The 23259-nt window shown below is 61.1% G+C and carries 22 protein-coding genes and 1 pseudogene; 17 read left to right on the forward strand and 6 right to left on the reverse strand.

What is annotated here, in order from left to right:
- Window positions 1–91 precede the first annotated feature (91 nt).
- On the forward strand, window positions 92–580 hold the full coding sequence (locus ACSQ3F_RS07315) for a GFA family protein (protein ID WP_436102069.1): 489 nt from the start codon (window positions 92–94) through the stop codon (window positions 578–580).
- A 93-nt stretch (window positions 581–673) separates the two neighbouring features.
- Here the strand turns inward: ACSQ3F_RS07315 and ACSQ3F_RS07320 are convergent.
- Window positions 674–1138, reverse strand: a pseudogene (locus ACSQ3F_RS07320) (ATP-binding cassette domain-containing protein).
- Window positions 1139–1221: 83 nt separating this feature from the next.
- On the opposite strand from ACSQ3F_RS07320, the gene ACSQ3F_RS07325 reads away from it, so the two are divergent.
- The 4 genes from ACSQ3F_RS07325 (at window position 1222) to ispG (ending at window position 4981) form a co-directional block, all read left to right on the forward strand.
- Entirely contained in the window at window positions 1222–2004 is a 783-nt protein-coding gene (locus tag ACSQ3F_RS07325; RefSeq protein WP_436099614.1) for a DeoR/GlpR family DNA-binding transcription regulator, read from the forward strand.
- Window positions 2001–2381: a VOC family protein gene (locus tag ACSQ3F_RS07330; protein ID WP_436099615.1), complete on the forward strand. Its 381-nt coding sequence runs from the start codon at window positions 2001–2003 to the stop codon at window positions 2379–2381. Before ACSQ3F_RS07325 ends, ACSQ3F_RS07330 begins: the two co-directional genes overlap by 4 nt.
- Window positions 2382–2412: 31 nt before the next feature.
- Window positions 2413–3606, forward strand: coding sequence for an MFS transporter (locus ACSQ3F_RS07335; protein WP_436099616.1), 1194 nt, complete (start codon window positions 2413–2415; stop codon window positions 3604–3606).
- A 121-nt stretch (window positions 3607–3727) separates the two neighbouring features.
- Complete coding sequence (ispG, locus tag ACSQ3F_RS07340) at window positions 3728–4981, forward strand: flavodoxin-dependent (E)-4-hydroxy-3-methylbut-2-enyl-diphosphate synthase (protein WP_436099617.1); 1254 nt, start codon at window positions 3728–3730, stop codon at window positions 4979–4981.
- Between the two features lies 1 nt (window position 4982).
- On the opposite strand, the gene ACSQ3F_RS07345 is transcribed toward ispG, so the two are convergent.
- On the reverse strand, window positions 4983–5624 hold the full coding sequence (locus ACSQ3F_RS07345; RefSeq protein WP_436099618.1) for a LysE family translocator: 642 nt from the start codon (window positions 5622–5624) through the stop codon (window positions 4983–4985).
- A gap of 265 nt (window positions 5625–5889) precedes the next feature.
- Window positions 5890–6804: a polyprenyl synthetase family protein gene (locus ACSQ3F_RS07350; protein WP_436099619.1), complete on the reverse strand. Its 915-nt coding sequence runs from the start codon at window positions 6802–6804 to the stop codon at window positions 5890–5892.
- A 131-nt stretch (window positions 6805–6935) separates the two neighbouring features.
- On the opposite strand from ACSQ3F_RS07350, the gene mtgA reads away from it, so the two are divergent.
- From mtgA to ACSQ3F_RS07370, 4 genes are all read left to right on the forward strand, one after another.
- Window positions 6936–7712, forward strand: a complete 777-nt coding sequence (gene mtgA, locus ACSQ3F_RS07355; protein ID WP_436099620.1) for a monofunctional biosynthetic peptidoglycan transglycosylase — start codon at window positions 6936–6938, stop codon at window positions 7710–7712.
- A gap of 78 nt (window positions 7713–7790) precedes the next feature.
- Window positions 7791–8438 carry a glutathione S-transferase family protein gene (locus tag ACSQ3F_RS07360; protein ID WP_436099621.1) on the forward strand — a complete coding sequence of 216 codons (648 nt, stop codon included), beginning with the start codon at window positions 7791–7793 and terminating at the stop codon, window positions 8436–8438.
- A gap of 158 nt (window positions 8439–8596) precedes the next feature.
- Entirely contained in the window at window positions 8597–8782 is a 186-nt protein-coding gene (gene rpmF / locus ACSQ3F_RS07365; RefSeq protein ID WP_026203804.1) for a 50S ribosomal protein L32, read from the forward strand.
- A gap of 218 nt (window positions 8783–9000) precedes the next feature.
- Window positions 9001–9408 (forward strand): hypothetical protein, encoded by a 408-nt coding sequence (locus ACSQ3F_RS07370; protein ID WP_436099622.1) that lies wholly within the window; start codon window positions 9001–9003, stop codon window positions 9406–9408.
- A gap of 91 nt (window positions 9409–9499) precedes the next feature.
- Here ACSQ3F_RS07370 and phaR read toward each other — a convergent pair whose 3' ends face one another.
- Window positions 9500–10081, reverse strand: a complete 582-nt coding sequence (gene phaR, locus ACSQ3F_RS07375; RefSeq protein WP_436085808.1) for a polyhydroxyalkanoate synthesis repressor PhaR — start codon at window positions 10079–10081, stop codon at window positions 9500–9502.
- Window positions 10082–10306: 225 nt separating this feature from the next.
- Here phaR and ACSQ3F_RS07380 point away from each other — a divergent pair, with 225 nt between their 5' ends.
- From ACSQ3F_RS07380 to gfa, 8 genes are all read left to right on the forward strand, one after another.
- Window positions 10307–11488: an acetyl-CoA C-acetyltransferase gene (locus tag ACSQ3F_RS07380; RefSeq protein ID WP_436099623.1), complete on the forward strand. Its 1182-nt coding sequence runs from the start codon at window positions 10307–10309 to the stop codon at window positions 11486–11488.
- 128 nt (window positions 11489–11616) lie between these two features.
- The gene (locus tag ACSQ3F_RS07385) at window positions 11617–12342 is read left to right on the forward strand and encodes a beta-ketoacyl-ACP reductase (protein ID WP_436099624.1); all 726 of its coding nucleotides are present in this window, start codon (window positions 11617–11619) and stop codon (window positions 12340–12342) included.
- Between the two features lie 761 nt (window positions 12343–13103).
- On the forward strand, window positions 13104–16178 hold the full coding sequence (locus tag ACSQ3F_RS07390) for a helicase-related protein (RefSeq protein WP_436102070.1): 3075 nt from the start codon (window positions 13104–13106) through the stop codon (window positions 16176–16178).
- A 4-nt stretch (window positions 16179–16182) separates the two neighbouring features.
- Window positions 16183–16596: an RNA-binding S4 domain-containing protein gene (locus ACSQ3F_RS07395; protein WP_436099625.1), complete on the forward strand. Its 414-nt coding sequence runs from the start codon at window positions 16183–16185 to the stop codon at window positions 16594–16596.
- A 203-nt stretch (window positions 16597–16799) separates the two neighbouring features.
- Window positions 16800–17138, forward strand: a complete 339-nt coding sequence (gene fdxA / locus ACSQ3F_RS07400; RefSeq protein ID WP_436099626.1) for a ferredoxin FdxA — start codon at window positions 16800–16802, stop codon at window positions 17136–17138.
- A 416-nt stretch (window positions 17139–17554) separates the two neighbouring features.
- Window positions 17555–18124 (forward strand): CarD family transcriptional regulator, encoded by a 570-nt coding sequence (locus ACSQ3F_RS07405; RefSeq protein ID WP_436099627.1) that lies wholly within the window; start codon window positions 17555–17557, stop codon window positions 18122–18124.
- A 166-nt stretch (window positions 18125–18290) separates the two neighbouring features.
- Complete coding sequence (locus tag ACSQ3F_RS07410; protein WP_436099628.1) at window positions 18291–18929, forward strand: metallophosphoesterase family protein; 639 nt, start codon at window positions 18291–18293, stop codon at window positions 18927–18929.
- 124 nt (window positions 18930–19053) lie between these two features.
- The gene (gene gfa / locus ACSQ3F_RS07415) at window positions 19054–19629 is read left to right on the forward strand and encodes an S-(hydroxymethyl)glutathione synthase (protein ID WP_436099629.1); all 576 of its coding nucleotides are present in this window, start codon (window positions 19054–19056) and stop codon (window positions 19627–19629) included.
- Window positions 19630–19718: 89 nt separating this feature from the next.
- Here gfa and typA read toward each other — a convergent pair whose 3' ends face one another.
- Complete coding sequence (gene typA / locus ACSQ3F_RS07420) at window positions 19719–21548, reverse strand: translational GTPase TypA (RefSeq protein WP_436099630.1); 1830 nt, start codon at window positions 21546–21548, stop codon at window positions 19719–19721.
- Between the two features lie 136 nt (window positions 21549–21684).
- Window positions 21685–23250 (reverse strand): alkaline phosphatase D family protein, encoded by a 1566-nt coding sequence (locus tag ACSQ3F_RS07425; RefSeq protein WP_436099631.1) that lies wholly within the window; start codon window positions 23248–23250, stop codon window positions 21685–21687.
- Window positions 23251–23259: the final 9 nt, after the last annotated feature.

Raw genomic sequence — 23259 nt, forward strand, 5'->3', positions numbered from 1 at the left:
AGGCATGGGGAGCCGCGCACGGCGTTTCGCCAAGATGGTCTCTCCACCTTTATCGCGTTCCGGCTTGCCGGCGGGACAGACTGAGGTGCAAATGAGAGAAGTATTCGACGGCGGCTGTCAATGCGGGTACTGCCGCTACCGCGTCAGAGGTAAATCGCTGTCATTGTTTGCTTGCCATTGTCGCGAATGCCAAAAGCAATCCGGAAGCGCCTTTGGCATGGCTCTATGGATCACGTCTTCGCAAATCGAACTTTGCTCGGGCACACTGTCTTCATGGACACGAAAGACGCCGAGCGGCCGTCGCATGATCTGCGAGTTTTGCCCCGAATGCGGCACGCGCCTGTTCCACAGGCAGGAGAACCGGCCTGATATGATCAGCATCAAGCCCGGCACGCTCGACGATACCTCATCCTTGGCGCCGGTCGCCCATATCTGGCTCGACAGCGCGCAGCGCTGGAGCCGGGCAAGTGACGAGTGCCTGCAGTATCCGGGCAATCCGGAGGACTTTGCGCCGCTGTTGGCGCGTTGGGACGAGCGTCGCGAGGCGGAGGGCTTGGAAATATCGCCGGAAAAGGCCTGAATTCCGCGACTTTGCCTTTTGGCGCCAAGGGGCGTCTGGGCCGCGGCTGTCGGCCGTTTCGAGCGTTCGCCTCCGCTCCCCGATGGCCTAACCCTACGACCACTGGGTCAAATCTGGTAGTCGTTTCCCGGCACTCAGAGACGAAATGAACTTCTTCGTGCGCGCCCGTTCCGGCGTCTGGAAAATATTCCAAGGCGCGCCGCTCTCGACGATCAGGCCGCCGTCGAGGAAGAGCACCTGGTCGGCGACTTTCTAGGCAAGGCGCGGGTCGTGAGTTGCCATGATCATCGTCGTGCCTTCGGCGGCAAGGCGGCTCAAGACCTCGACCACTTCCTCGGCCAGTTCCGGGGCGAGCGCCAAGGTCGGCTCGTCGCAGAGAAGAACCACGCCGGATGTCGGGATTTCCAAGAGGTTGTCGCAGCGAAGCAGCGTGCTCTTGCCACCGCCGGAGGGGCCGACCAAAGCGGTTACGGTGCCTTCGGCTATGGTGACGCTGATGTCCTTCAGGACGACGTTGTCGCCGGCGCTGATTTTAGCGGCACGTTTCCCGAAAATCATACAAATCGGTTGAACTCGGAAATCTGTTCGAGTATGCATGTTTATGCCGAGTTATCTTTAATTATGCACGATGTGGTCGAAACATGCAGACGGAATTGCTCCTTCAACAACGCCAACGGCTGATTCAGGATCGTCTACGCTTGTCCGGCCGGGTGCTGGCAGTCGATCTCGCGCAGGAATTCAACGTCTCCGAGGATACCATCCGCCGCGATCTGCGCGAGCTTGCCGCCGCAGGGCTCTGCGAACGGGTCTATGGCGGCGCGCTGCCGGTGGCACCCGGCGGGACGACCCTTTCCCAACGTGTCGGCGAGGCGCCGGAGCGGAAAGCAGCACTCGCCGCCGCCGCTCTTTCGTTCATCAAACCGGGCAGCACCGTGTTCTTCGATGCCGGCTCCACCAATCTTGCCATCGCCCAGGCTCTTCCGAACGATCTGGAACTGACGGCCGTGACCAACACCCCGCTGATCGCCGCGGCATTGCTAGACAAACCGGCGATCGATCTCATCGTCATCGGCGGCAAGATCGATACGCGTGTGGGTGCCGCCATCGGCGCCAAGGCGCAGCGCGATGTCGAGACGTTGCGACCGGATCTCTGCATTCTTGGCGCCTGCGGCGCCGATATCGAAGCCGGGTTGACGGTTTTCGAATATGAGGACGCCGAGTTCAAGCGACTGGTGGCTCTAAGCAGCGCATCCGTACTGGCCGCGATCACCAACGATAAATTCGGCACATCGGCGCCGCATACGGTCATCGCGGCAGCCAGGTGCTCGGCGCTGATCGTCGAACACGACGCGCCGGCGGATGCCGTCCGTCTCTACGAAGCGGCCGGCATCGCCATCGCGCATGCGCGAAAGGTCAAGGCATGAAGATCGCCCACGTCGCCCTCTGGACAGCCGACCTCGACGGCCTCTGCCGTTTCTGGGCCGAGACTTTTGGCGCGGTCGTCGGTGATCTCTATGAAAGCGCCCGGCGGCCCGGCTTTTGCTCGCGCTTCCTGACTCTGAAGGGCGGCCCCTCGATCGAGGTCATGCAAGGTCCCTGGATCACACGAGAGGTGCCGGAAGAGCGGCAGGGTTACGCCCATCTCGCCCTGTCGCTCGGCAGCCGCGAGGCCGTGGATGTGATGGCGGAGCGGGCGGTGACCACGGGCATTCTCGTTTCTCCCGCCCGCCTGACGGGCGACGGCTTCTACGAGGCGGTTCTCAGGGACCCTGACGGCAATCTCATTGAAATCACGGTTTGAGTCCGAACACGGGATCGCACAGGAAAAGACCATGGATCAACATAGCATCATCCGGCCGCAAGCCGCCGTCCGCTCGGGCTATATGCCGAAAACCCGTCTCGCCGTGTCGCTGCTGTTTCTGATGAACGGCTTCGTCACCGGCAGCTGGGCGCCGAAGATTCCGGAGTTCAAGGAGAAGCTCGGCATCGGCGAGAGCGTGCTCGGCCTGCTGATCCTCGTCTTCGGCATTGGTTCGCTGGTGCTGATGCCAATCGCCGGCGGCTTTATCGCCCGGCTCGGCTCGCAGAAGGTCGTCAAGGTCACGGCCATCATCCTGTCGCCGCTCCTCCTGCTCCTGACGCTTTTGCCAAATGTCTGGACGGCGGTGATCGGCATGTTCCTGCTCGGCGGCTTCGTCGGCGCCATGGATGTGGCGATGAATGCCAATGCGGTCGAGGTGGAGAAGTCGATGCGCCGGGCGATCATGTCGTCCTGCCATGCCTATTGGAGCCTCGGCGGCCTCATCGGCTCGGCAAGCGGCGGTGTGGTCATGGCGCAGTTCGGCGTGCTACCGCATGCCATTCTCGTCACGCTATTCTGTCTCACGGTGCTCGCTATCGCCTGGCCGATGATCCTTCACGACCGGCCGCATCCTGACGTCGCCAAGCAGAAGTTGCGGCTGCCGATGACGCCCCTGCCATGGCTGATCGGCCTCGTGGCGTTGTTTTCCATGGTGCCGGAAGGAACGGTTCTGGATTGGGGTGCGCTATACCTGCGCAACGAACTCGGCGCCTCGGTCGCGATGTCCGGCTTCGGCTTTGCTGCCTTTTCCGCGACCATGGCGATCATGCGTTTTGCCGGCGATCACGTCCGCGACCGGTTCGGCGGCGTGACGACGCTGCGCGTCTGCACCCTGACGGCACTTGTCGGCCTTGTGCTGGCCGGTCTGGCCCCGAATGCGCCGCTGGCGATCCTCGGCTTTGCGCTTGCCGGCGTCGGCATTTCCAACATGGTGCCGATCGCCTTTTCCGCAGCCGGCAATATGCCTGGCCTGGCGCCGGGGATCGGGCTCTCGGTCGCCACCTTCATGGGTTATTCGGGCATGCTGTTTGCACCGTCGCTGATCGGCTTCATCGCCGAGCATACCGGCTTCTCGATCATTTTCACCTGTGTGCCGGCCCTGTTCATCGTTGTTCTGCTGCTCTCGCATCACGCGGCGCATGCCGACCCGAAGGGACATGACTAAGGCGAACCAGCGGCTTCGCGGCCATCAATTCGCCGTCAATCCATGATGTTGCCGTTGACAAGGCGGCTTTCCTCATCCACCTCAAGGGAAATCGCCGCAACAGCACGTGCAAGGGGCTTTCATGTCTTCCGCCTTCGATTTTGATCCGCAGCCGCGCCGCGCCTCCGTTGCCGTCGATGTCGGCGGGGTGATCGTCGGGGGTGCAGCACCCGTCGTCGTGCAGTCGATGACCAATACCGATACGGCCGACGTCGATGCGACCGTCGCGCAGGTCGCAGCACTTCACAGCGCCGGCTCCGAACTGGTGCGCATCACAGTCGATCGCGACGAGAGCGCTAGCGCCGTGCCGAAGATCCGCGAGCGGCTCGAGCGGCTCGGCCTCGACGTGCCTTTGATCGGCGATTTCCATTATATCGGCCACAAGCTGCTCGCCGATCATCCGGCCTGCGCCGAGGCGCTGGCAAAATACCGCATCAATCCCGGCAATGTCGGTTTCAAGGACAAGAAAGACAAGCAGTTCGCCGCCATCATCGAGCGTGCCATCGAGTTCAACAAACCGGTGCGCATCGGCGTCAACTGGGGTTCGCTCGACCAGGAACTGCTGACGCGGCTGATGGACGGCAACCAAGCCAAGGGCTTTCCGCTGACGGCAAGCCAAGTCATGCGCGAAACCATCGTCCAGTCGGCGCTGATCTCGGCGGAACTGGCGGAAGAAATCGGCCTGCCGCGCAACCGCATCATCCTGTCGGCCAAGGTCTCGAACGTGCAGGACCTGATCGCCGTCTATGCGATGCTGGCCACCCGCTCCGACCATGCGCTGCATCTCGGCCTTACAGAAGCCGGCATGGGCTCGAAGGGCATCGTCGCCTCCGCCGCCTCGCTCGGCATCCTGATGCAGCAGGGCATCGGCGATACGATCCGCATTTCGCTCACTCCCGAGCCCGGCGGCGACCGCACCCGCGAGGTGCAGGTGGCGCAGGAACTGCTGCAGGTCATGGGCTTTCGCCAGTTCATCCCGGTCGTTGCGGCCTGTCCCGGCTGTGGCCGGACGACGTCGACGGTGTTCCAGGAGCTTGCCCGCAAGATCGAGGACGATATCCGCCGCAACATGCCGGTCTGGCGCGAAAAATATCCGGGCGTCGAAGGCCTGAAGGTCGCGGTCATGGGCTGCATCGTCAATGGCCCGGGCGAAAGCAAACATGCCGATATCGGCATCTCGCTGCCCGGCACCGGCGAGCTTCCGGCAGCCCCCGTCTATATCGACGGCAAGAAGGCGATGACGATCCGCGGCACCAATATCGCCGGCGATTTCGAGGCGCTCGTCACCGATTATATCGAGAAGCGTTTCGGGCAGGGGCAGGCCGCGGCCGAATAGGCTACAGCTTGGCCGTCAGCAGTCTCAGTCCGGCAAAGGCGAAGAAACCGGCCATCGCCCCCTCGATAAAGCGGCGCGCCTTGCGGTAGACTCGGGTCACGGGCCCGAGCGAAAACAGCAGTGCAAAGCCGGTAAACACCGCGACGCCCAGCACCATGCAACCGGCGATCATCGCCGCAACGACGCTGATCGGTGCGTCCTTCGGCATGCCCAGCGAGACAAGCATGATCCAGTTGAAAATGGCCTTCGGATTGGTCAGGTGGATGCCCAATCCTTTGAGATAGAGCCGGCGCAGGGACGGCGTGACGCCGTTCTCGGCGATGTCTTTCGGCGGCTCCTTTCGCAGCGCCGCCTTCACGGCATTGAAGGCAAGCCAGAGAAGATAGAGGCCTCCCGCGATCTTCAGAATGATCAGGGCTTGCCCGTAGGAGCGGATCAAGGCGGAAAGTCCTGCGGCCGTCAGCATTGCCCAGACGTAGGAGCCTGTCAGCACGCCGAGCGCCAGCGCCAAGCCCGAGCTTCGCCCGCGGCTGATCGACGTGCCGATGATGGCAAGCACCGCCGGTCCCGGCGAGGCGGTGGCGACAAGGTAGGCGCCCCAGACGACGAGGAGTTGCGGCAGGTGGGGCAATAGGTACGACATGTGCAAATCTCCAATGCTGCGTCCTTGAGAACGGGAGGGCGCCATCATGCCGAGAGAGCGTTGAAAGAGAATGCGCAATCTTGTTGTGGTGACAATTTTGCCTTGCAGGACGGGCTGGGTGCCAGGTCTGCGCTGCCCCTCATCCGCCCTGTCGGGCACCTTCTCCCCGTGAACGGGGAGAAGGAACAAGTGGTAGCCTCCGTCGTTCCCCTCTCCGTCTATGGGGGAGAGGGTTAGGGTGAGGGGGCAAGCCCCGCAGCGCCGCTTAGTGACTGCGATTGGCGACGAAACGGGCCGTTTCGTTGAGAATGTCCGCCCGATCGCCGAAGGGCTGGAGTAACGCGGCAGCTTCCTGCACCAGCCGGGCAAGCTGGGTCTGGGTCCAGTCCTTCCCATGCAGGGCAACAAGCGTGCCCTTGCCGCGGGCGGCGTCCTTGCCGGTCGCCTTGCCCATGGTCTCGGCATCGGCCGTCAGGTCGAGAAGGTCGTCGGCCAGCTGGAAGGCAAGCCCGATCTTTTCTCCGTATTGCCGCATCAGCTGCCGCTCCGCATCAGCGCTTCCGGCGATGATGGCACCAGCCTCGCAGGCGAAGCGGATCAGTGCTCCGGTCTTCATCGCCTGCAGCGTCGTAATGCCCGCCTCGTCGAGCGTTGAGCCTTCCGCGGCAAGATCGAGCGCCTGGCCGCCGGCCATGCCACCGATGCCGGAGGCGCGTGCCAGTGAGAGGACCAGCTCGGTCTTCTGCCGGTCCGCAAGCCGTGTTTCCGGCGCGGCGATGATGTCGAAGGCGAGTGTCAGCAGGCTGTCGCCGGCAAGGATCGCATTCGCCTCTCCATGCGCGATGTGCACGGTCGGCTGGCCACGGCGGAGATCGTCGTCGTCCATGGCCGGAAGATCGTCATGGACAAGCGAATAGCTGTGAACACATTCCAATGCCGCACCGACGCGTAACGCGGCAGCCGGATCGCCGCCGAGAAGTGCAGCACTCTCCATGACCAGGAACGGGCGCAGGCGCTTGCCGCCATTCAGCAGGCCATGCCGCATGGCAGCGAGCAGCGGTTGCGGCCGGGTGATTTCATCGGGTTGCGCCTGGTCGCCAAGAATGCCGACAAGGCAGGCCTCGACGGCTGCGGCATTGTTCCTCAGTCGGGCTTCAAAGGATGCGGAGTTTTCGCTCATGCGGCGCTCTTTGGCATGACTGCGATCCCGCGGCAACGGGATTTTACCATATCGGCAGGCATCGGCCCGGCCTGTGGTGCAAAGCCGAGAAAACCGTTCAATTTTGCCCGTTCTTGTTCTATGAGAACCTTATGGATTATCAGGCGGGCGTTTCAGGGGTGGACATCGTACCGGAAACTCGGGAAGAGGACGAGGACGTGTCTTCCAGCCGTTCGCGTGGATGGGGTCAGGCGCTGCGCCAACGCTGGCGCCGGTTGCTGATGATCGCGGTCGGCCTCGTCCTCCTGCCCTATGTTTTGATTATTCTCTATATGCCGAGCTTCATTCACCCGATTTCGACGCTGATGCTGCGTGATCTCGTGCTTCTGCGCGGCTATGACCGCCAATGGGTCTCCTTCGACGATATCGCGCCCAATCTCGTGCAGTCGGTCATGATGTCGGAAGACGGCCAGTTCTGTATCCATGACGGTGTCGATTGGGTGCAGATGCGCGGCGTCGTCACTGATGCGCTGGACGGAGAGGCGACGCGCGGCGCCTCGACGATTCCGATGCAGACGGTGAAGAATCTGTTTCTCTGGAACGGGCGCTCCTTCCTCCGCAAGGCCATGGAGCTACCCCTGGCGCTGGTGGCCGATTTCGTCTGGAGCAAGCGGCGGATGATGGAGCTTTACCTGAATGTCGCGGAGTGGGGACCCGGAATCTACGGTGCGGAAGCCGCCGCCCAGCACCATTTCGGCGTTTCGGCAGCCAAACTCACGCGTCGCCAAGCTGCTCTTCTGGCGGTCGCGCTTCCCAATCCGTTCGAGCGCAACGCCGGCAAGCCCGGTCGTGGCCTGCGGCGGCTGGCCTCCGTGATCGAGCGCCGCGCCGGCCGGTCGGGCGAATATATCAAATGCCTTTATGAATGAGATCAGGCCTTTTCATTGGCGCTGAACTCGGCTTTCCCGTTATAGCAGAGCCTCATTCACAAGGATCGGAGAAGACCGGTGACCAAGCTCACGCTCTATGTCGGTAACAAGAACTATTCCTCCTGGTCGCTGAGGCCATGGCTGGCGCTGGAAGGTTGCGGCGTGCCGTTCGAGGATGTCGTCATCCCCTTTGACTTTCCGGCCGGGAACCCGAAGTTTAAGGACATTTCGCCGACGGGGCGGGTTCCGGTTCTGCATCACGGCGAAGTCCGCGTCTGGGAATCGCTGGCGATCATCGAATATGTTGCGGAACTTTTCCCGCAAGCAGGGCTCTGGCCGGAAGATCCGGCCGAAAGGGCTGTCGCACGCAGTTATTGCATGGAAATGCTCTCGGGGTTCCGGGCGCTCCGTGGCGCCTGCCCGATGAACATTCGGCGTAAAAAGCGGGCGATCAACCTGCCGGACGGCGTCATGGACGATGTCGAGCGGATCGAGACGATCTGGCGCGAGGCCGTGGCCCGCTCGGGTGGCCCGTTCCTGTTCGGACGCTTCACCGCGGCTGACGCCATGTTTGCACCGGTGGTCAGCCGGTTCGAGGTCTACGACCTCACCCGCAATCCCGGCTCGCTCGAATATATGGATGCGGTGAAGACCCATCCGGCTTTCCGGAAATGGCAGGAGGCAGCGCTCAAGGAAACCTGGATCGTACCGGAAGACGAGGCTTGATCCGTCTCCGGCCGGCGATCGCGAAAAAATGGCTGCGGGGACTGGTCAAACGCCTGTGAGGCATGTATAAGCCCGGCAAATTCCGAGATTGACATCTGTTTGTCCCGGCCAACGGTCTGGCCGCTCAACAGAGTTTTGCCCGATAAGTGGAGTATGAAATGGCTGTACCGAAAAGAAAAACAAGCCCGTCCAAGCGCGGTATGCGCCGTTCCGCTGACGCGCTGAAGGCTCCGACCTATGTCGAAGACAAGAACTCCGGCGAACTGCGCCGTCCGCACCACATCGACCTGAAGACCGGCATGTATCGCGGTCGCCAGGTTCTGACCCCGAAGGCATCCGCTTAATCAGCGTTGCCGTCAGGCTTGATTTCTAAAGGGCTGGCTTTTGCCGGCCCTTTTCTGTTGTTTGCTCGCGGGCAGGTCCGACCTTCGGGGTCGTTTCCCGGATCGTCGCCCTATCGGCGTGGGGCGGTCATGTTCTTGACCGTAACGGTGCTGTAAGGAAATATCGATCGATGCCGGGCCCGAGGAGGCCCGGTGCGATAAACTGGGAGCCATTGCCGATGATTGCCGCCATTCCATTGCTGATCCTGCCCTTCATTCTCTACAATCTTGGAATGGTTGGCGTCTTGGGAAGCGGCGGTGTCGCGGTCTTCGAAGAGACGATCCTGTCGCTGACCATGCTGTCGGGCGCAGTCTGGACGATGAGCGTTGGCGATCTCCTGATCGTCATCGCGCTCGTCCTGCTTTTCGTCGAAATCATCAAGGCGACCCGCGTCAGCTCGAAGGCGCTGATGGATCATCTGTTGTCGATGGTTCTGTTCATCGTCTTCCTGGTGGAGTTCCTGCTGGTCGCCAATGCGGCGACGCACACGTTCTTCATCCTGATGACGATCAGCTTCATCGATGTGATTGCCGGCTTCTCGGTGTCGATGCGCACAGCCGGGCGGGACGTGTCGATCGGCCTTTGATGTCGCTTTCGCCAAGCTGGGCTTCATGAGGAGCCCTCCTCTGTCAGCAAAGCCGACAGAGGAGGTCGGTGCGGCATGCCCGATCACGCTCTTACCCCAGGTTTTCCAGTTTTGTCTGCAGCGCGCGAAGCTGTTCCTTCAGTTCATCAATGTCCTTGGCCTCGGCCTTGCGCGGCTCCTTGGCCTGAGGTGTCGCGGCCATGAAGGGCGAGAACATCTGCATGGCCTGATGAAACAGCTCTGTATTGCGCCGGACCTGCTCTTCCACCAGTTGCAAGGGGACGGCGAGGTTCTTGCCGAGCGGCGTTTCCCCGAAGGCCTTGTTGATCTGTTCGCGCATCTGCACCTGCTGGTCGGTGAAAGCCTGCATCGAATGTTCGAGGTAGCTCGGCACCACCATCTGCATCTGGTCGCCGTAGAAAGAAATCAGCTGACGCAGGAAGGAAATCGGCAAAAGCGTGTTGCCGGTCTTGGATTCCTGCTCGAAAATGATCTGCGTCAACACCTGATGCGTGATGTCCTCGCCTGACTTCGCGTCCTGAACGGTGAATTCCTCCCCCTTCTTCACCATGACCGCGAGATCGTCGAGTGTGACGTATGTGCTGGTTCCGGTATTGTAGAGCCTCCGGTTGGCGTATTTCTTGATAACGATCTGGCCGTCGTGTTTTGCCATCAGGGTCTCCTCCCCATGCTCCCGTCTTTATTGAGTTTTTCAGAGTATCCGTAAAAAACCTGTTCTGACAATCTCTTTGTGCAATGCGACGACGCAGGTGCAAAATTTCTTTTCGCGTCTGGATTGTGGACTGAAAAGACGGCGAGTGCATTATGACGTTTGACTTGCGCGTCGACCTTTGCCAGTCTTTGGCCGTTGCGAAAAAAATGAACGAGGAAATATCTGATGAGCACTCCCTCTATCGTCATCGCCAGCGCCGGCCGCACCGCCGTCGGGTCTTTCAACGGTTCCTTTGCCAATACAGTTGCGCACGAACTGGGCGCCGCGGTCATCAAGGGTGTGCTTGAGCGCGCCGGCGTCGATGCAGGCGAAGTGGACGAGGTGATCCTCGGTCAGGTCTTGTCGGCTGGCGAAGGCCAGAACCCGGCTCGCCAGGCGGCCATGAAGGCTGGCATTCCGCAGGAAGCGACCGCTTGGGGCATGAACCAGCTCTGCGGTTCCGGCCTGCGTGCGGTTGCACTCGGCATGCAGCAGATTGCCACAGGTGACGCCAGGATCATCGTGGCCGGCGGCATGGAGTCCATGTCGATGGCACCGCACTGCGCGCACCTGCGCGGCGGCGTCAAGATGGGCGACTTCAAGATGGTCGACACCATGATCAAGGACGGCCTGACCGACGCCTTCTACGGCTATCACATGGGCACAACAGCCGAAAACGTTGCCCGCAAATGGCAGTTGTCGCGCGATGAACAGGATCAGTTCGCACTCGCCTCGCAGAACAAGGCCGAGGCAGCCCAGAAGGCTGGCCGGTTCGCCGACGAAATCATTCCCTTCATCGTCAAGGGCCGCAAGGGTGACGTCACCGTCGATCAGGACGAATATATCCGCCACGGCGCCACGCTCGACTCCATCGCAAAGCTCCGCCCGGCCTTCGACAAAGAAGGCACCGTCACCGCCGGCAATGCCTCCGGGCTCAACGATGGCGCGGCCGCAACGTTGCTGATGACCGAGGCAGAAGCCGGACGCCGGGGTATCCAGCCGCTGGCTCGGATCGTCTCCTGGGCGACCGCCGGCGTTGATCCGCAGATCATGGGCACAGGCCCGATCCCGGCTTCGCGCAAGGCATTGGAAAAAGCCGGCTGGTCGGTTGCCGATGTCGAGCTTGTCGAAGCCAACGAAGCCTTTGCGGCGCAGGCCTGCGCGGTCAACAAGGATCTCGGCTGGGATACGTCGATCGTCAACGTCAATGGCGGTGCCATCGCCATCGGTCACCCGATCGGCGCTTCCGGCGCGCGCGTTCTCAACACGCTCCTGTTCGAAATGAAGCGCCGCGGCGTGTCCAAGGGGCTCGCAACGCTCTGCATCGGCGGCGGCATGGGTGTCGCCATGTGTGTCGAACGGCTGTGACAATCATCCGTTAGGCATTCGCTCCGGCCCCGCGGCCGGAGCAGACTTCACGGCAACAGCCGGAAGAATAGTGCTTGCGCCCGCGGGCGCGGCATCGAGCCAAGAACGAAGATAACAGGGAGAGACGGATGAGCAGAGTAGCATTGGTCACTGGCGGATCACGCGGCATCGGCGCGGCCATATCCATCGCCTTGAAGGGCGCAGGTTACAAGGTCGCGGCAAACTACGCCGGCAATGACGAGAAGGCGCAGGCCTTTACCGCCGAAACCGGTATCCCGACCTATAAATGGGACGTTTCCGACTACGCGGCTTGCGCCGCAGGCATCGCCAAGGTCGAGGCCGATCTCGGTCCCGTCGAAATCCTCGTCAACAATGCCGGTATCACCCGCGACGCCATGTTCCACAAGATGACCCCGGACCAGTGGAAAGCCGTCATCGACACCAATCTTACCGGTCTCTTCAACATGACCCACCCGGTCTGGACCGGCATGCGTGACCGCAATTTCGGCCGTGTGATCAATATCTCCTCGATCAACGGACAGAAGGGCCAGATGGGCCAGGCCAACTATTCGGCGTCCAAGGCCGGCGATCTCGGCTTCACCAAGGCACTCGCGCAGGAAGGTGCTGCCAAGGGCATCACCGTCAACGCCATCTGCCCCGGCTATATCGGCACGGAAATGGTGCGCGCGATCCCTGAAAAGGTTCTGGCGGAACGCATCATCCCGCAGATCCCTGTCGGTCGGCTCGGCGAGCCGGATGAGATCGCCCGTATCGCCGTGTTCCTGGCTTCCGACGATGCCGGCTTCATCACCGGTTCCACGATCTCCGCCAATGGCGGCCAGTTCTTCGTCTGATCGAATTGATTCTTGCTGTTGCGAGCGGCGCCCTTGTGGCGCCGTTCTGCGTTATCGGAGATTAACACTCCGGGACGCCCCGATTTTCGACGGCATGCGGCTGCTTTTTCGCCTCCCCTCTGCTTCTGTTACCAGTGCACGCCTGCGATAGGAGTCGTCCGCTTCGGAGATGAAAATACTAACGAGCCAACAGGAATCTGGCAAAAGACTCAACTTTGCCTATGGTCAAATATCCGTTATTCATACCATATCTTGTCGGGAACAAATCGGGAAATCCCCTGCGTCTCGATTCGTCGCCGATTCGTTCCGCCTTTGGCCACAGGATCGGCAATCGATGCACCCACGGCGAACCGATTGACGATCATGGTTAAATTTTTCTGAATTTTCAGTTATTTGGATTCTGAATCTCATGAAATTCGGGATGTTGCCAAGGTCAACATCCGCGGGCGTTTTCGCCTGAAAATAGCGATTCAGCATCTGGTGCGAATCCGGCTCAGAAAATCAATATCTAGCGGTGAACAAAAGATGAATCAGAGGGAGTCAGCGATTCGTCGCCGATTCGTTCCATGGCTGTTCCGATTCCGGGACATGCGGGTGGAAAAACGCGTCGCCAGCCCCATTTGCACTGTTTCGTGCCCTTGCACCCTTGCGTTTGTGCTGCCGCGTGGGCATGTGTGCTGCGCCGGTTGAACGGCTTTACCGCCGTAAATGGCCTTCGCAGACTGAAAGTGCGCAGGATCGAGACAGTGCCTGACCAACCCATGATCTTGAGCGGCCGCGGTGTGATCGCGGTCCTCGGCCCCACCAATACCGGCAAGACGCATTATGCGATCGAGCGCATGGTCGCGCATGAATCCGGCGTGATCGGATTGCCGCTCCGGCTGCTTGCCCGCGAGGTCTATACCCGTGTCGTCGACAAGGTCGGCGCCCACAATGTGGCGCTGATCACCGGCGAGGAAAAGATCACGCCGCATATGGCGCGCTTCTCGGTCTGCACCGTCGAGGCCATGCCGCGCGAGACCAAGGCGGCCTTCGTCGCGATCGACGAGGTGCAGCTCGCCGGCGATCTCGAGCGCGGCCATATCTTCACCGACCGGTTGATGCATCTGCGCGGCAGAAGCGAAACCCTGCTTCTCGGTGCAGCGACCATGCGGCCGATCCTCGAGAACCTGCTACCGGGCATTACCGTCGTCGAGCGGCCGCGACTGTCGCAGCTTCTCTATGCCGGCTCGAAGAAGATCACCCGGTTGCCGCAGCGCACGGCGATCGTCGCCTTCTCGGCGGAAGAGGTCTATGCGATCGCCGAACTGATCCGCCGCCAAAGGGGTGGCGCCGCCGTTGTGCTCGGAGCCCTGTCGCCCCGCACGCGCAATGCGCAGGTTGCACTCTACCAGGCGGGCGACGTCGAATACCTGGTCGCCACCGACGCGATCGGCATGGGACTGAATCTCGATGTCGATCACGTCGCCTTTGCCCAGGATCGGAAGTATGACGGCTATCAGTTTCGCAATCTCAACCCGGGCGAACTGGCGCAGGTCGCGGGCCGCGCCGGACGCCACCTCCGCGATGGTACCTTCGGCGTCACCTCGCGAGTGGAACCGTTCGATAACGAACTCGTCCACCGCATCGAATCGCACCAGTTCGACCCCGTGCGGGTGTTGCAATGGCGCTCGAAGGCGCTCAACTTCGCCTCGCTTGAGGCTTTGAAGAAAAGCCTCGATGCCGCGCCCAGCGTAAACGGCCTGACGCGGGCTTTGCCGGCCGTCGACCAGCAGGCGCTGGATTATCTTTCGCGGTATCCGGAAATCGCCGGTGTCGCAACGACACCGGAGCGTGTAGAAAAACTCTGGGAGGTCTGTGCGCTTCCTGACTATCGCCGTATAACGCCGGCGCAACACGCCGATCTGATCTCGACGATCTATGCCGATCTCGTCCGGCGTGGCACAGTGAACGAAGATTTCATGGCCGAACAGGTTCGCCGCGCGGACCAAACGGATGGTGAAATCGACACATTGTCCGCGAGAATTGCACAAATCAGGACATGGACCTATGTATCCAACCGTCCGGGGTGGCTTGCCGATCCGACACACTGGCAAGAAAAGACGCGGGAAATCGAAGATCGATTGTCTGACGCGTTACATGAAAGGTTGACGAAACGCTTTGTTGATCGCAGGACATCTGTGCTCATGAAGCGCCTGAGAGAGAATGCGATGCTGGAAGCTGAAATCAGTGTAAATGGCGATGTCTTCATTGAAGGACATCATGTGGGACAATTGGCCGGGTTCCGTTTCACGCTGGCGGCAGTGTCCGACGGTCTCGACGCGCGCGCGGTGCAGGGTGCCGCACAGAAGGCGCTGGCGCTGGAATTCGAAGCGCGGGCAGCGCGCCTGCATGCGGCGGGCAATGCCGATCTGGCGCTTGCTTCCGATGGTCTCGTGCGCTGGCTCGGCGATCCCGTCGCGCGACTGGCAGCGAGCGAGCATGTCATGCGCCCGCGTGTGCTTTTGCTGGCTGATGAGCAGCTTCAGGGCAACGCCCGCGACCATGTGCTTGCCCGCATCGAGCGTTTCGTGAACCACCATATCTCGACGGTGCTGAAGCCGCTCGACGACCTGTCGCGCGCCGAAGATCTCGAAGGCCTTGCCAAGGGCCTGGCGTTCCAGCTCGTCGAAAATCTCGGTGTGATGTTCCGCCGCGACGTCGCCGACGATGTCAAGTCGCTGGATCAGGAGGCACGCGCCTCGATCCGCCGCCACGGCATCCGCTTCGGCGCCTATCACATCTTCATGCCGGCTCTCTTGAAGCCTGCTCCGGCTGAACTCATCACGCTGCTCTGGGCCTTGAAGAATGACGGCCTGGACAAGCCCGGCTATGGCGACCTCATCCCGATTCTGGCTGCTGGCCGTACCTCGGTCGTCACCGATCCGTCTTTCGAGCGCACTTTCTACAAGCTGGCCGGCTTCCGTTTCCTCGGCAAGCGCGCCGTCCGCATCGATATTCTCGAGCGGCTCGCCGACCTCATCCGGCCGCTCTTGCAGTGGAAGCCGGGCACGACGCCGCGTCCGGACGGCGCCTATGACGGTCGCCGCTTTACCGCGACGACGGCCATGCTGTCCATTCTCGGTGCGACGCCCGACGATATGGAAGAGATCCTCAAGGGCCTCGGTTATCGCGCCGACAGCGTGAAGGCCGAAGAAGCTACCGCGTTCCTGTCCGCGCAGGCGGGCAATGCAACCACGCCGGCGGACTCGACCGCTGTCGAAACGCCGGCCGAGACGGTCGACCATGACGACGCGGATGCGCCAAGCGAAGAGGCCCAGGCTACTGAGCCGGCACCGGAACAGGCAGCGCCCGCTGCAACTGCTCCGGAGGCAGAAGTTGCCGTGGCTGAACCGGCTGGCGAACCCGCAGAACCGGTCGAGGCCAAGCCGGTTCTCCTGTGGCGCCCCGGCGGCCGCAGCGACAACCAGCGCTCGGGAGGGCGTCCGCACGGCAATCACCGCGGCGCCAACAACCGGGCGCATCAGGGTGAAGCCCGCCGCGATGGTGGTGAACAGCGCCGCGACGGCGATGGTCGCCGCGAAGCGCGTGGCGACGACAATCGCAAGAATGGTGGTGGCCGGCCGGATCGCAATCGCGGCCGCGACGGCGGCAAGCCGCAGGGTGGCCAGCGTCATGAAAAAGGCGAGCGCCAGGATCGTCCCGATCGCAACGACCGCGGCACTAAGCCGCAGGCAGCCAAGTTCGAGGCGCGTCCTCCGCGCAAGGAAAAGCCGATCGATCCGGATTCACCCTTCGCCAAGCTCGCTGCCCTGAAGGAGCAGATGAAAAAATAAAGCCATGACCGAAAAGCAGCCCCAGTCCCTGCCGGTTCTCCGCCAGCGTCTCGACAAATGGCTGTTTTTCACGCGGCTGCAAAAGTCCCGCTCGATCGCCCAGAAGGCGATCGAGGCCGGTCACGTCCGGGTCAACGAGACCCGCATCACCCAGCCTTCCTTTGCCGTGAAAACCGGGGATGTCGTCATTATTTCGCTCGATCGGCGCGATATGACAGTGCGCGTCCTGCAGCCCGGCAATCGACGCGGCCCTTACGAGGAAGCGCGGCTTCTCTACGAGGATCTGACCCCGCCGCCGGTGCCGGGCGAAAAGCCGAATGCTTTCGAACAGGCGACGCGTGAGCGCGGCAGCGGCCGGCCGACCAAGAAGGATCGCCGCGAGGTAGACCGGCTGCGGCCGGGCTGGCAGAAGGATTAGAAAACTGTCTCGCCAGGCGGCGCTTTGGCGCATGGATTATTCTTGCAAAGCCCAGGCAAAGCCTTTACCTGACGGGATAAATGAGCAGTCCTATTGCGCCGTTAGGGGCGCTGGCGGGCTGATATCCCGAACGGATGCGGACAAGCGAACTTCGCTCTCGGTTGCTGTCTGCCATCGAATGTGAGAAATCGCTGGAGTACCTCATGACGTATGTCGTGACCGACAATTGCATACGCTGCAAATATACCGATTGCGTGGAAGTGTGCCCGGTGGACTGCTTCTACGAAGGCGAGAATTTCCTGGTCATTCATCCCGACGAGTGCATCGACTGCGGTGTTTGCGAACCGGAATGTCCTGCCGGGGCCATCAAACCCGATACCGAGCCGGGTCTCGACACGTGGCTGAAAGTCAATGCCGAATTCGCGACCCAGTGGCCGAACATCACCGTCAAGAAAGACGAGATGCCGGGCGCCAAGGAAATGGACGGCGTGGAAGGCAAGTACGAGAAATATTTTTCGCCCGAGCCCGGCAAGGGCGACTGACCTTCAAAGGGCTTTATGCGACCGGTTCAGGGTTTGATTTTCCGGTCGCAAAAAGTGGCGAAATTTGGAGAATTGTGGCTTAACCATGTCCTTGACGGACGGGTTGACCTTGCGTGCCGTTGTAAAGCAAATTATTGATTTCCGCAGTTTTTTATGATAGGGTCGAAAAACTGATCCACATCAGGGCACGAACGTGTGCCTGAAAACCATCACGAAAGCAAAAGAGTCCCACGGCGCGGCTGACCCCAAATACGCAACGTCTGTTGCTTGTGTGTGATCGCTCCGCAGAAGATCGATTTGGTGACCGTTGGCTCGGATCAGCATGGAGTCACCCGACGGTGCCCCCGTCCATCCCGGGCCTGACTGACCCGGCCCCGGCTTGCAGCCGGGAGCGTAACAGGGAGTTTTTGAAACGAATGACGACCCAGCAGAAAAAATCTTCAACACGCCATGGCTTCAAGACCGGTGAATCGATCGTTTACCCGGCCCATGGTGTCGGACAAATCGTGGCAATCGAAGAGCAGGTGGTTGCGGGCATGTCGCTCGAACTGTTTGTGATCGATTTCGAAAAGGACAAGATGCGTCTCAAGGTGCCGGTTGCAAAGGCCGTCAGCATCGGCATGCGCAAGCTGTCCGAAACCGATTTCGTCGAGCGTGCATTGAAGGTTGTCCAGGGCAGGGCGCGCGTCAAACGGACCATGTGGTCCCGCCGTGCGCAGGAATATGATGCCAAGATCAATTCCGGCGACCTGATCTCGATCGCCGAAGTCGTACGCGACCTCTACCGTGCTGAAAACCAGCCGGAGCAGTCCTATTCCGAACGTCAGCTTTACGAAGCTGCGCTTGACCGCATGGCGCGCGAGATCGCAGCCGTGAACAAGATGTCGGAAACGGAAGCTGTCCGTCTCGTCGAAGCCAACCTCAGCAAGGGTCCGAAGCGCGGCAAGGCCCTCGAAGAAGAAGAAGCGCAGGAAGAAGCAGCGTAAGCACGCTTACAACGGCGCCTGCATTCAAAAAGCCCTGTCAGCAGTGACGGGGCTTTTTTTGTACGCGCCACGCCCTTGGCTATGCCATATCTGTCTGTCGCAGATCGTTGTATTCTGGCTGCATGGCGACGCTGTTGCGTCATCCCTCTATAGGCCGGAATGTCCCATGAGCTACACGTTCGCAATCGGCGATATCCATGGCTGCCGCGAACCCCTGCGCAAGCTTCAGGCCATGATCGAGGCTCGCTGGGCTTCGGGAACCATCGTGTATATCGGAGACTATATCGATCGGGGCCCTGATAGCCGGGGCGTGATCGATCTGCTCAAGGCCGGCCCGGCAAAACCAGGCTGGCAATGGATCATGCTCAAGGGCAATCATGAGGACATGATGGTTGGCGCCTATGCGGGCCGCTATGATCGGGATTGGTGGCTCGACAATGGCGGGCTGGAGACCGAACTGTCCTACGATGGCAGGGTGCCGACTGAGGTTTTGGCATGGGCCGACCGGTTGCCGCTCATGCACCTGGACGCACACCGCATCTTCGTCCATGCGGGCGTCAATCCCGAGGTCCCGCTCGAGAAACAATCACCACAGGACCTGCTCTGGCTGCGGCCGCAAAATTCAGCGTACTACTGGGGCAAACATCTCTGCCATGGACATACGCCGTCCAGAATCAATCCCCGCACCATCGGCAACAGAACGAATATAGATAGCGGCTGTGTCTTCGGCGGCAAGCTGACCTGTGCGGTCTTCGACGATGATGTGGCTGGCGGCCCGCTTGAGTTCCTCAAAGCGGCGTGGTGAGCGCTCCACGGACCTCGTGAACACGGGCGACTCCTTGCGCCATCGTGCTATGCTGTCGGCGAGGCGTCCTGTTGCGATCTGCCGGCGCGGCAGGGCGAAACCATGACCGGCACTGGAGGAGAAAATGACAGGTACCGTTTCTCTACATCCGCTACTCGACAAGGGCTTGCCCACGGGCTCGCCGGGCTTCGCAGGCGGGATTCTCGTCTGCGAATGCACGGACAGCCCCGTCAAGGTCAAGGTAGAAGGCGACGTCGCCCACAATCATGCCTGCGGCTGCACCAAATGCTGGAAATCGGCCGGTGCGACGTTTTCGATCGTCGCGGTCGTCCCGCATGACAAGATCACCGTTCTTGAAAACGGCGACAAGCTCGAAGTGGTCGATAAATCGGCGCTGATCCAGCGGCACGCCTGCCAGGGCTGCGGTGTGCACATGTACGGCCCGGTGGTGCGCGACCATGCTTTCAAGGGGCTGGATTTCATACACCCTGAACGCTTCGACACGGATGGCTGGGCACCGCCCGGATTCGCGGCCTTCGTCTCGTCCATCATCGAATCCGGCACCGACCCGGCCGATATGAGCGCTATCCGCCAGCGCCTCAGCGACCTCGGTCTACCTCCTTACGATTGCCTCAATCCGGTGTTGATGGACGCTATCGCCACCTGGACGGCTAAGAAGAGCGGCGTGCTGAAGTCCTGATGACCTGATGGATGGCACGTGAGAAATGAAAGAGGGCGCCGCGATCTCCATCGCAGCGCCCACTTTCCTGTTCAGCGTGAAGCTGCCGCTTATGCAGCGCCGCGCGACTTTTCGAAACGCTTGCGGTCGTTGCTATCGAGATACATCTTGCGCAGGCGGATGTTCTTCGGCGTCACTTCGACCAGTTCGTCGTCCTGGATCCAGGAGAGCGCGCGGTCGAGCGTCATGCGGATCGGCGGCGTCAGCTTGACGGCTTCGTCCTTGCCGGAGGCGCGCATGTTGGTGAGCTTCTTGCCCTTCAGCACGTTGACTTCCAGGTCGTTGTCGCGCGTGTGGATGCCGATGATCATGCCGGCATAGACCTTCTCGCCGACGTCGATGATCATCGGGCCGCGGTCTTCCAGGTTGAACATGGCATAAGCGACGGATTCGCCGGCATCGTTGGAGAGCAGCACGCCCTGAACGCGACCGCCGATATCGCCCTTGTAGGGCTGATATTCGTGAAACAGGCGGTTCATGATTGCCGTGCCGCGCGTGTCGGTCATCAGTTCCGACTGGTAGCCGATCAGGCCGCGGGTCGGTGCGAAGAACTTCAAGCGAACGCGGTTGCCGCCGGACGGACGCAGCTCGGCCATTTCAGCCTTGCGCTCGGACATCTTCTGGACGACGACGCCGGAATATTCCTCATCGACGTCGATGACGACTTCTTCGACCGGTTCCAGCATCTGGCCGGTTGCTTCATCCTTGTGCATGACGACGCGCGGACGCGATACGGCAAGCTCGAAGCCTTCGCGGCGCATGGTTTCGATCAAAACGGCCAGCTGCAATTCGCCACGGCCGGAGACGTAGAACGAATCCTTGCCTTCGGCTTCTTCAATCTTCAGCGCTACGTTGCCTTCGGCTTCCTTGAACAGGCGGTCACGAATGACACGCGAGGTAACCTTGTCGCCTTCGGTGCCGGCAAGCGGGCTATCGTTGACGATGAAGGACATGGTGACGGTCGGCGGGTCGATCGGCTGGGCATGCAGCGCCTCGGTGACCGAGGGATCGCAGAACGTGTCGGCGACCGTGCCCTTGGACAGGCCGGCGATCGCGACGATGTCGCCCGCATGCGCTTCGTCGATCGGCGTACGCTCGATGCCGCGGAAAGCGAGGATCTTGGAGATGCGGCCGTTCTCGATGAGCTTGCCGTCCTGGCCGAGAACCTTGACGGCCTGGTTCGGCTTGATCGAACCGGAATGGATGCGGCCGGTGATGATGCGGCCGAGGAAGGGGTTGGCTTCCAGAATCGTACCGATCATGCGGAACGCGCCGTCTTCGTCGCCGACGCTCGGCTCTGGAACGTGCTTGAGAACGAGGTCGAGAAGCGGCGCGAGGCCCTCTTCCTTCGGACCTTCCGGATTGAGGTTCATCCAGCCGTTGCGGCCCGAACCGTAGAGGATCGGGAAATCGAGCTGCTCGTCGGTCGCGTCAAGGTTCGCGAAGAGGTCGAAGACTTCGTTGATGACTTCCTCATGGCGGCCGTCGGGACGGTCGATCTTGTTGATCGCGACGATCGGGCGAAGGCCCACTTTCAGGGCCTTCGAGACCACGAACTTGGTTTGCGGCATCGGGCCTTCTGAAGAGTCAACCAGAACGATTGCGCCATCGACCATCGAAAGGATACGCTCGACTTCACCACCGAAGTCGGCGTGGCCGGGCGTGTCGACGATGTTGATGCGGGTGCCCTTCCACTCGATCGAGGTGGCCTTCGCCAGAATGGTGATGCCGCGCTCTTTTTCGAGATCGTTCGAATCCATCATGCGCTCGGTCGTGCGCTGGTTGTCGCGGAAAGAACCCGACTGCTTCAGAAGTTCGTCGACAAGCGTGGTTTTCCCATGGTCAACGTGTGCGATGATCGCGATGTTGCGCATTTTCATGTGTGAATACTCGGAGGTTTCGGGGCGTATCTTAGGCACGCCGCATCTTCAATTGCGCGGCTCATACAGGTTTTTTTGCATTTGCGAAAGGGGGCAGGCTGCAAAGTCTTGCAAGACGGTGATCTCGTTGGCTGTCTCATACCGAATTTCCGGCGGGATCGAGCGTGATCTGCCAGAGCTCCCGATCGTCCCGGTCCATCAGCCGAACCGTCATCTGCTCGGTCTGGCCGTTGATATCGACAAGGCCGAAAAATTGCAGCCCGGTGGAGGGCGGCAGGTTCTGGTCAATGCCACCGCCCGAAGCCTTGATGAAGCGCACGTCGGGGCCGAACGTCATGTCCAGTTCCTTCGGGCCGTAGGTACCTGAATGCAGCGGGCCGGATACAAACTCCCAGAACGGCAGGAAATCCTTGAAGGCGCCGCGGGCGGGGTCGTAGTGGTGGGCTGCGGTATAGTGCACGTCGGCGGTCAGCCAGACGATGTTCTGAATGGCATTGTCGCGGATGAAGCGTAGGACATCGGCGAATTCCCGCTCGCGCCCGCCGGGCTGGCCGTTTTCGCCATTGGCGATCGCGTCGGAGCCGCGCTTGTGGCCAAAGTCGTCCCAGACCACGAGACCGAGCGGCATGTCGCAGGCAATCACCTTCCAGGTGGCCTTGGAGGCGGCCAGTTCCCGCTTCAGCCAATCGGCCTGCCGCCAGCCGAACAGATCGGCATTCGCATCGCCCTGGTTGGCGCTGCGATAGGAGCGCAGGTCGACGAAGAAGACATCGAGCAGCCGGCCATAGGGGATCTTGCGGAAAATGCGACCGGGCTGGGCCGGAATGGCGCGGATTGGCGTCATCTCCTGAAACGCCCGCATGGCGCGCGCCGCATAGACCGAAACATCTTTTTCCGGATAGCGCGGATCGTCGCGAAGGTCGGTCGATGCCGACCAGTTGTTCAGCACCTCGTGGTCGTCCCATTGATAGAAGGTCGGACAAACGGCGTTCATGGCGCGGACATGCTCGTCGAGAAGATTGTATTTCCACTGGCCGCGATATTCGTCCAGCGTGCGGGCGACCTCTCGCTTCTCGGGCGTGACGATGCGGTTCTTCCAGACCGTCCCGTCCCTGAGCGGTATCTCGTCGGGGATCGGGTTGTCGGCATAGATCGTGTCGCCGGAATGGATGAAGAAGTCCGGTTCGTGCAGCTTCATCGTCGAATAGGTCTTCATGCCGACATCGTCGATGCCCCAGCCCTGTCCCGCCGTGTCACCGGACCAGACGAAGCGGACGGAGCGCCTGTGAAGCGGTGCGGTGCGGAAGCGGCCGACGATCGGCTCGGAGACGCTGTTGCTGTCGTAAAGGTCGGTCGCGGTGAAACGGTAGAAGATGTCCTGATCGGCCAGCAGATTGTCAAGCGCGCATTTGACCGTGAAATCGCTGCCGGGCAATGCGTCGATCGGTGGTAGCCGAACCGGCGACGAAAAGCTTTCGGTCATCGAATATTCGACCGCGATGCGCGACGGGCGGTCGGCCCGCGTCCAGACCATGCCGGACTTGGTATCGACATCGCCGGACTGGACGCCATGGGTGAAGGAAGGCCTGCCGAAGTTTCGCGCGTAGAAGGGCGTAGCAAGAACCGACGTGGCCGCAAAGCCTGCGGCACCCGCGGAAAGCAGGAAGGAGCGGCGGGTCAGTGTATCGTGGGTAGTGGCCAAATCTGCCTC

Source organism: Pararhizobium sp. LjRoot238 (assembly GCF_964252955.1).
Classification (GTDB): Bacteria; Pseudomonadota; Alphaproteobacteria; order Rhizobiales; family Rhizobiaceae; genus Pararhizobium.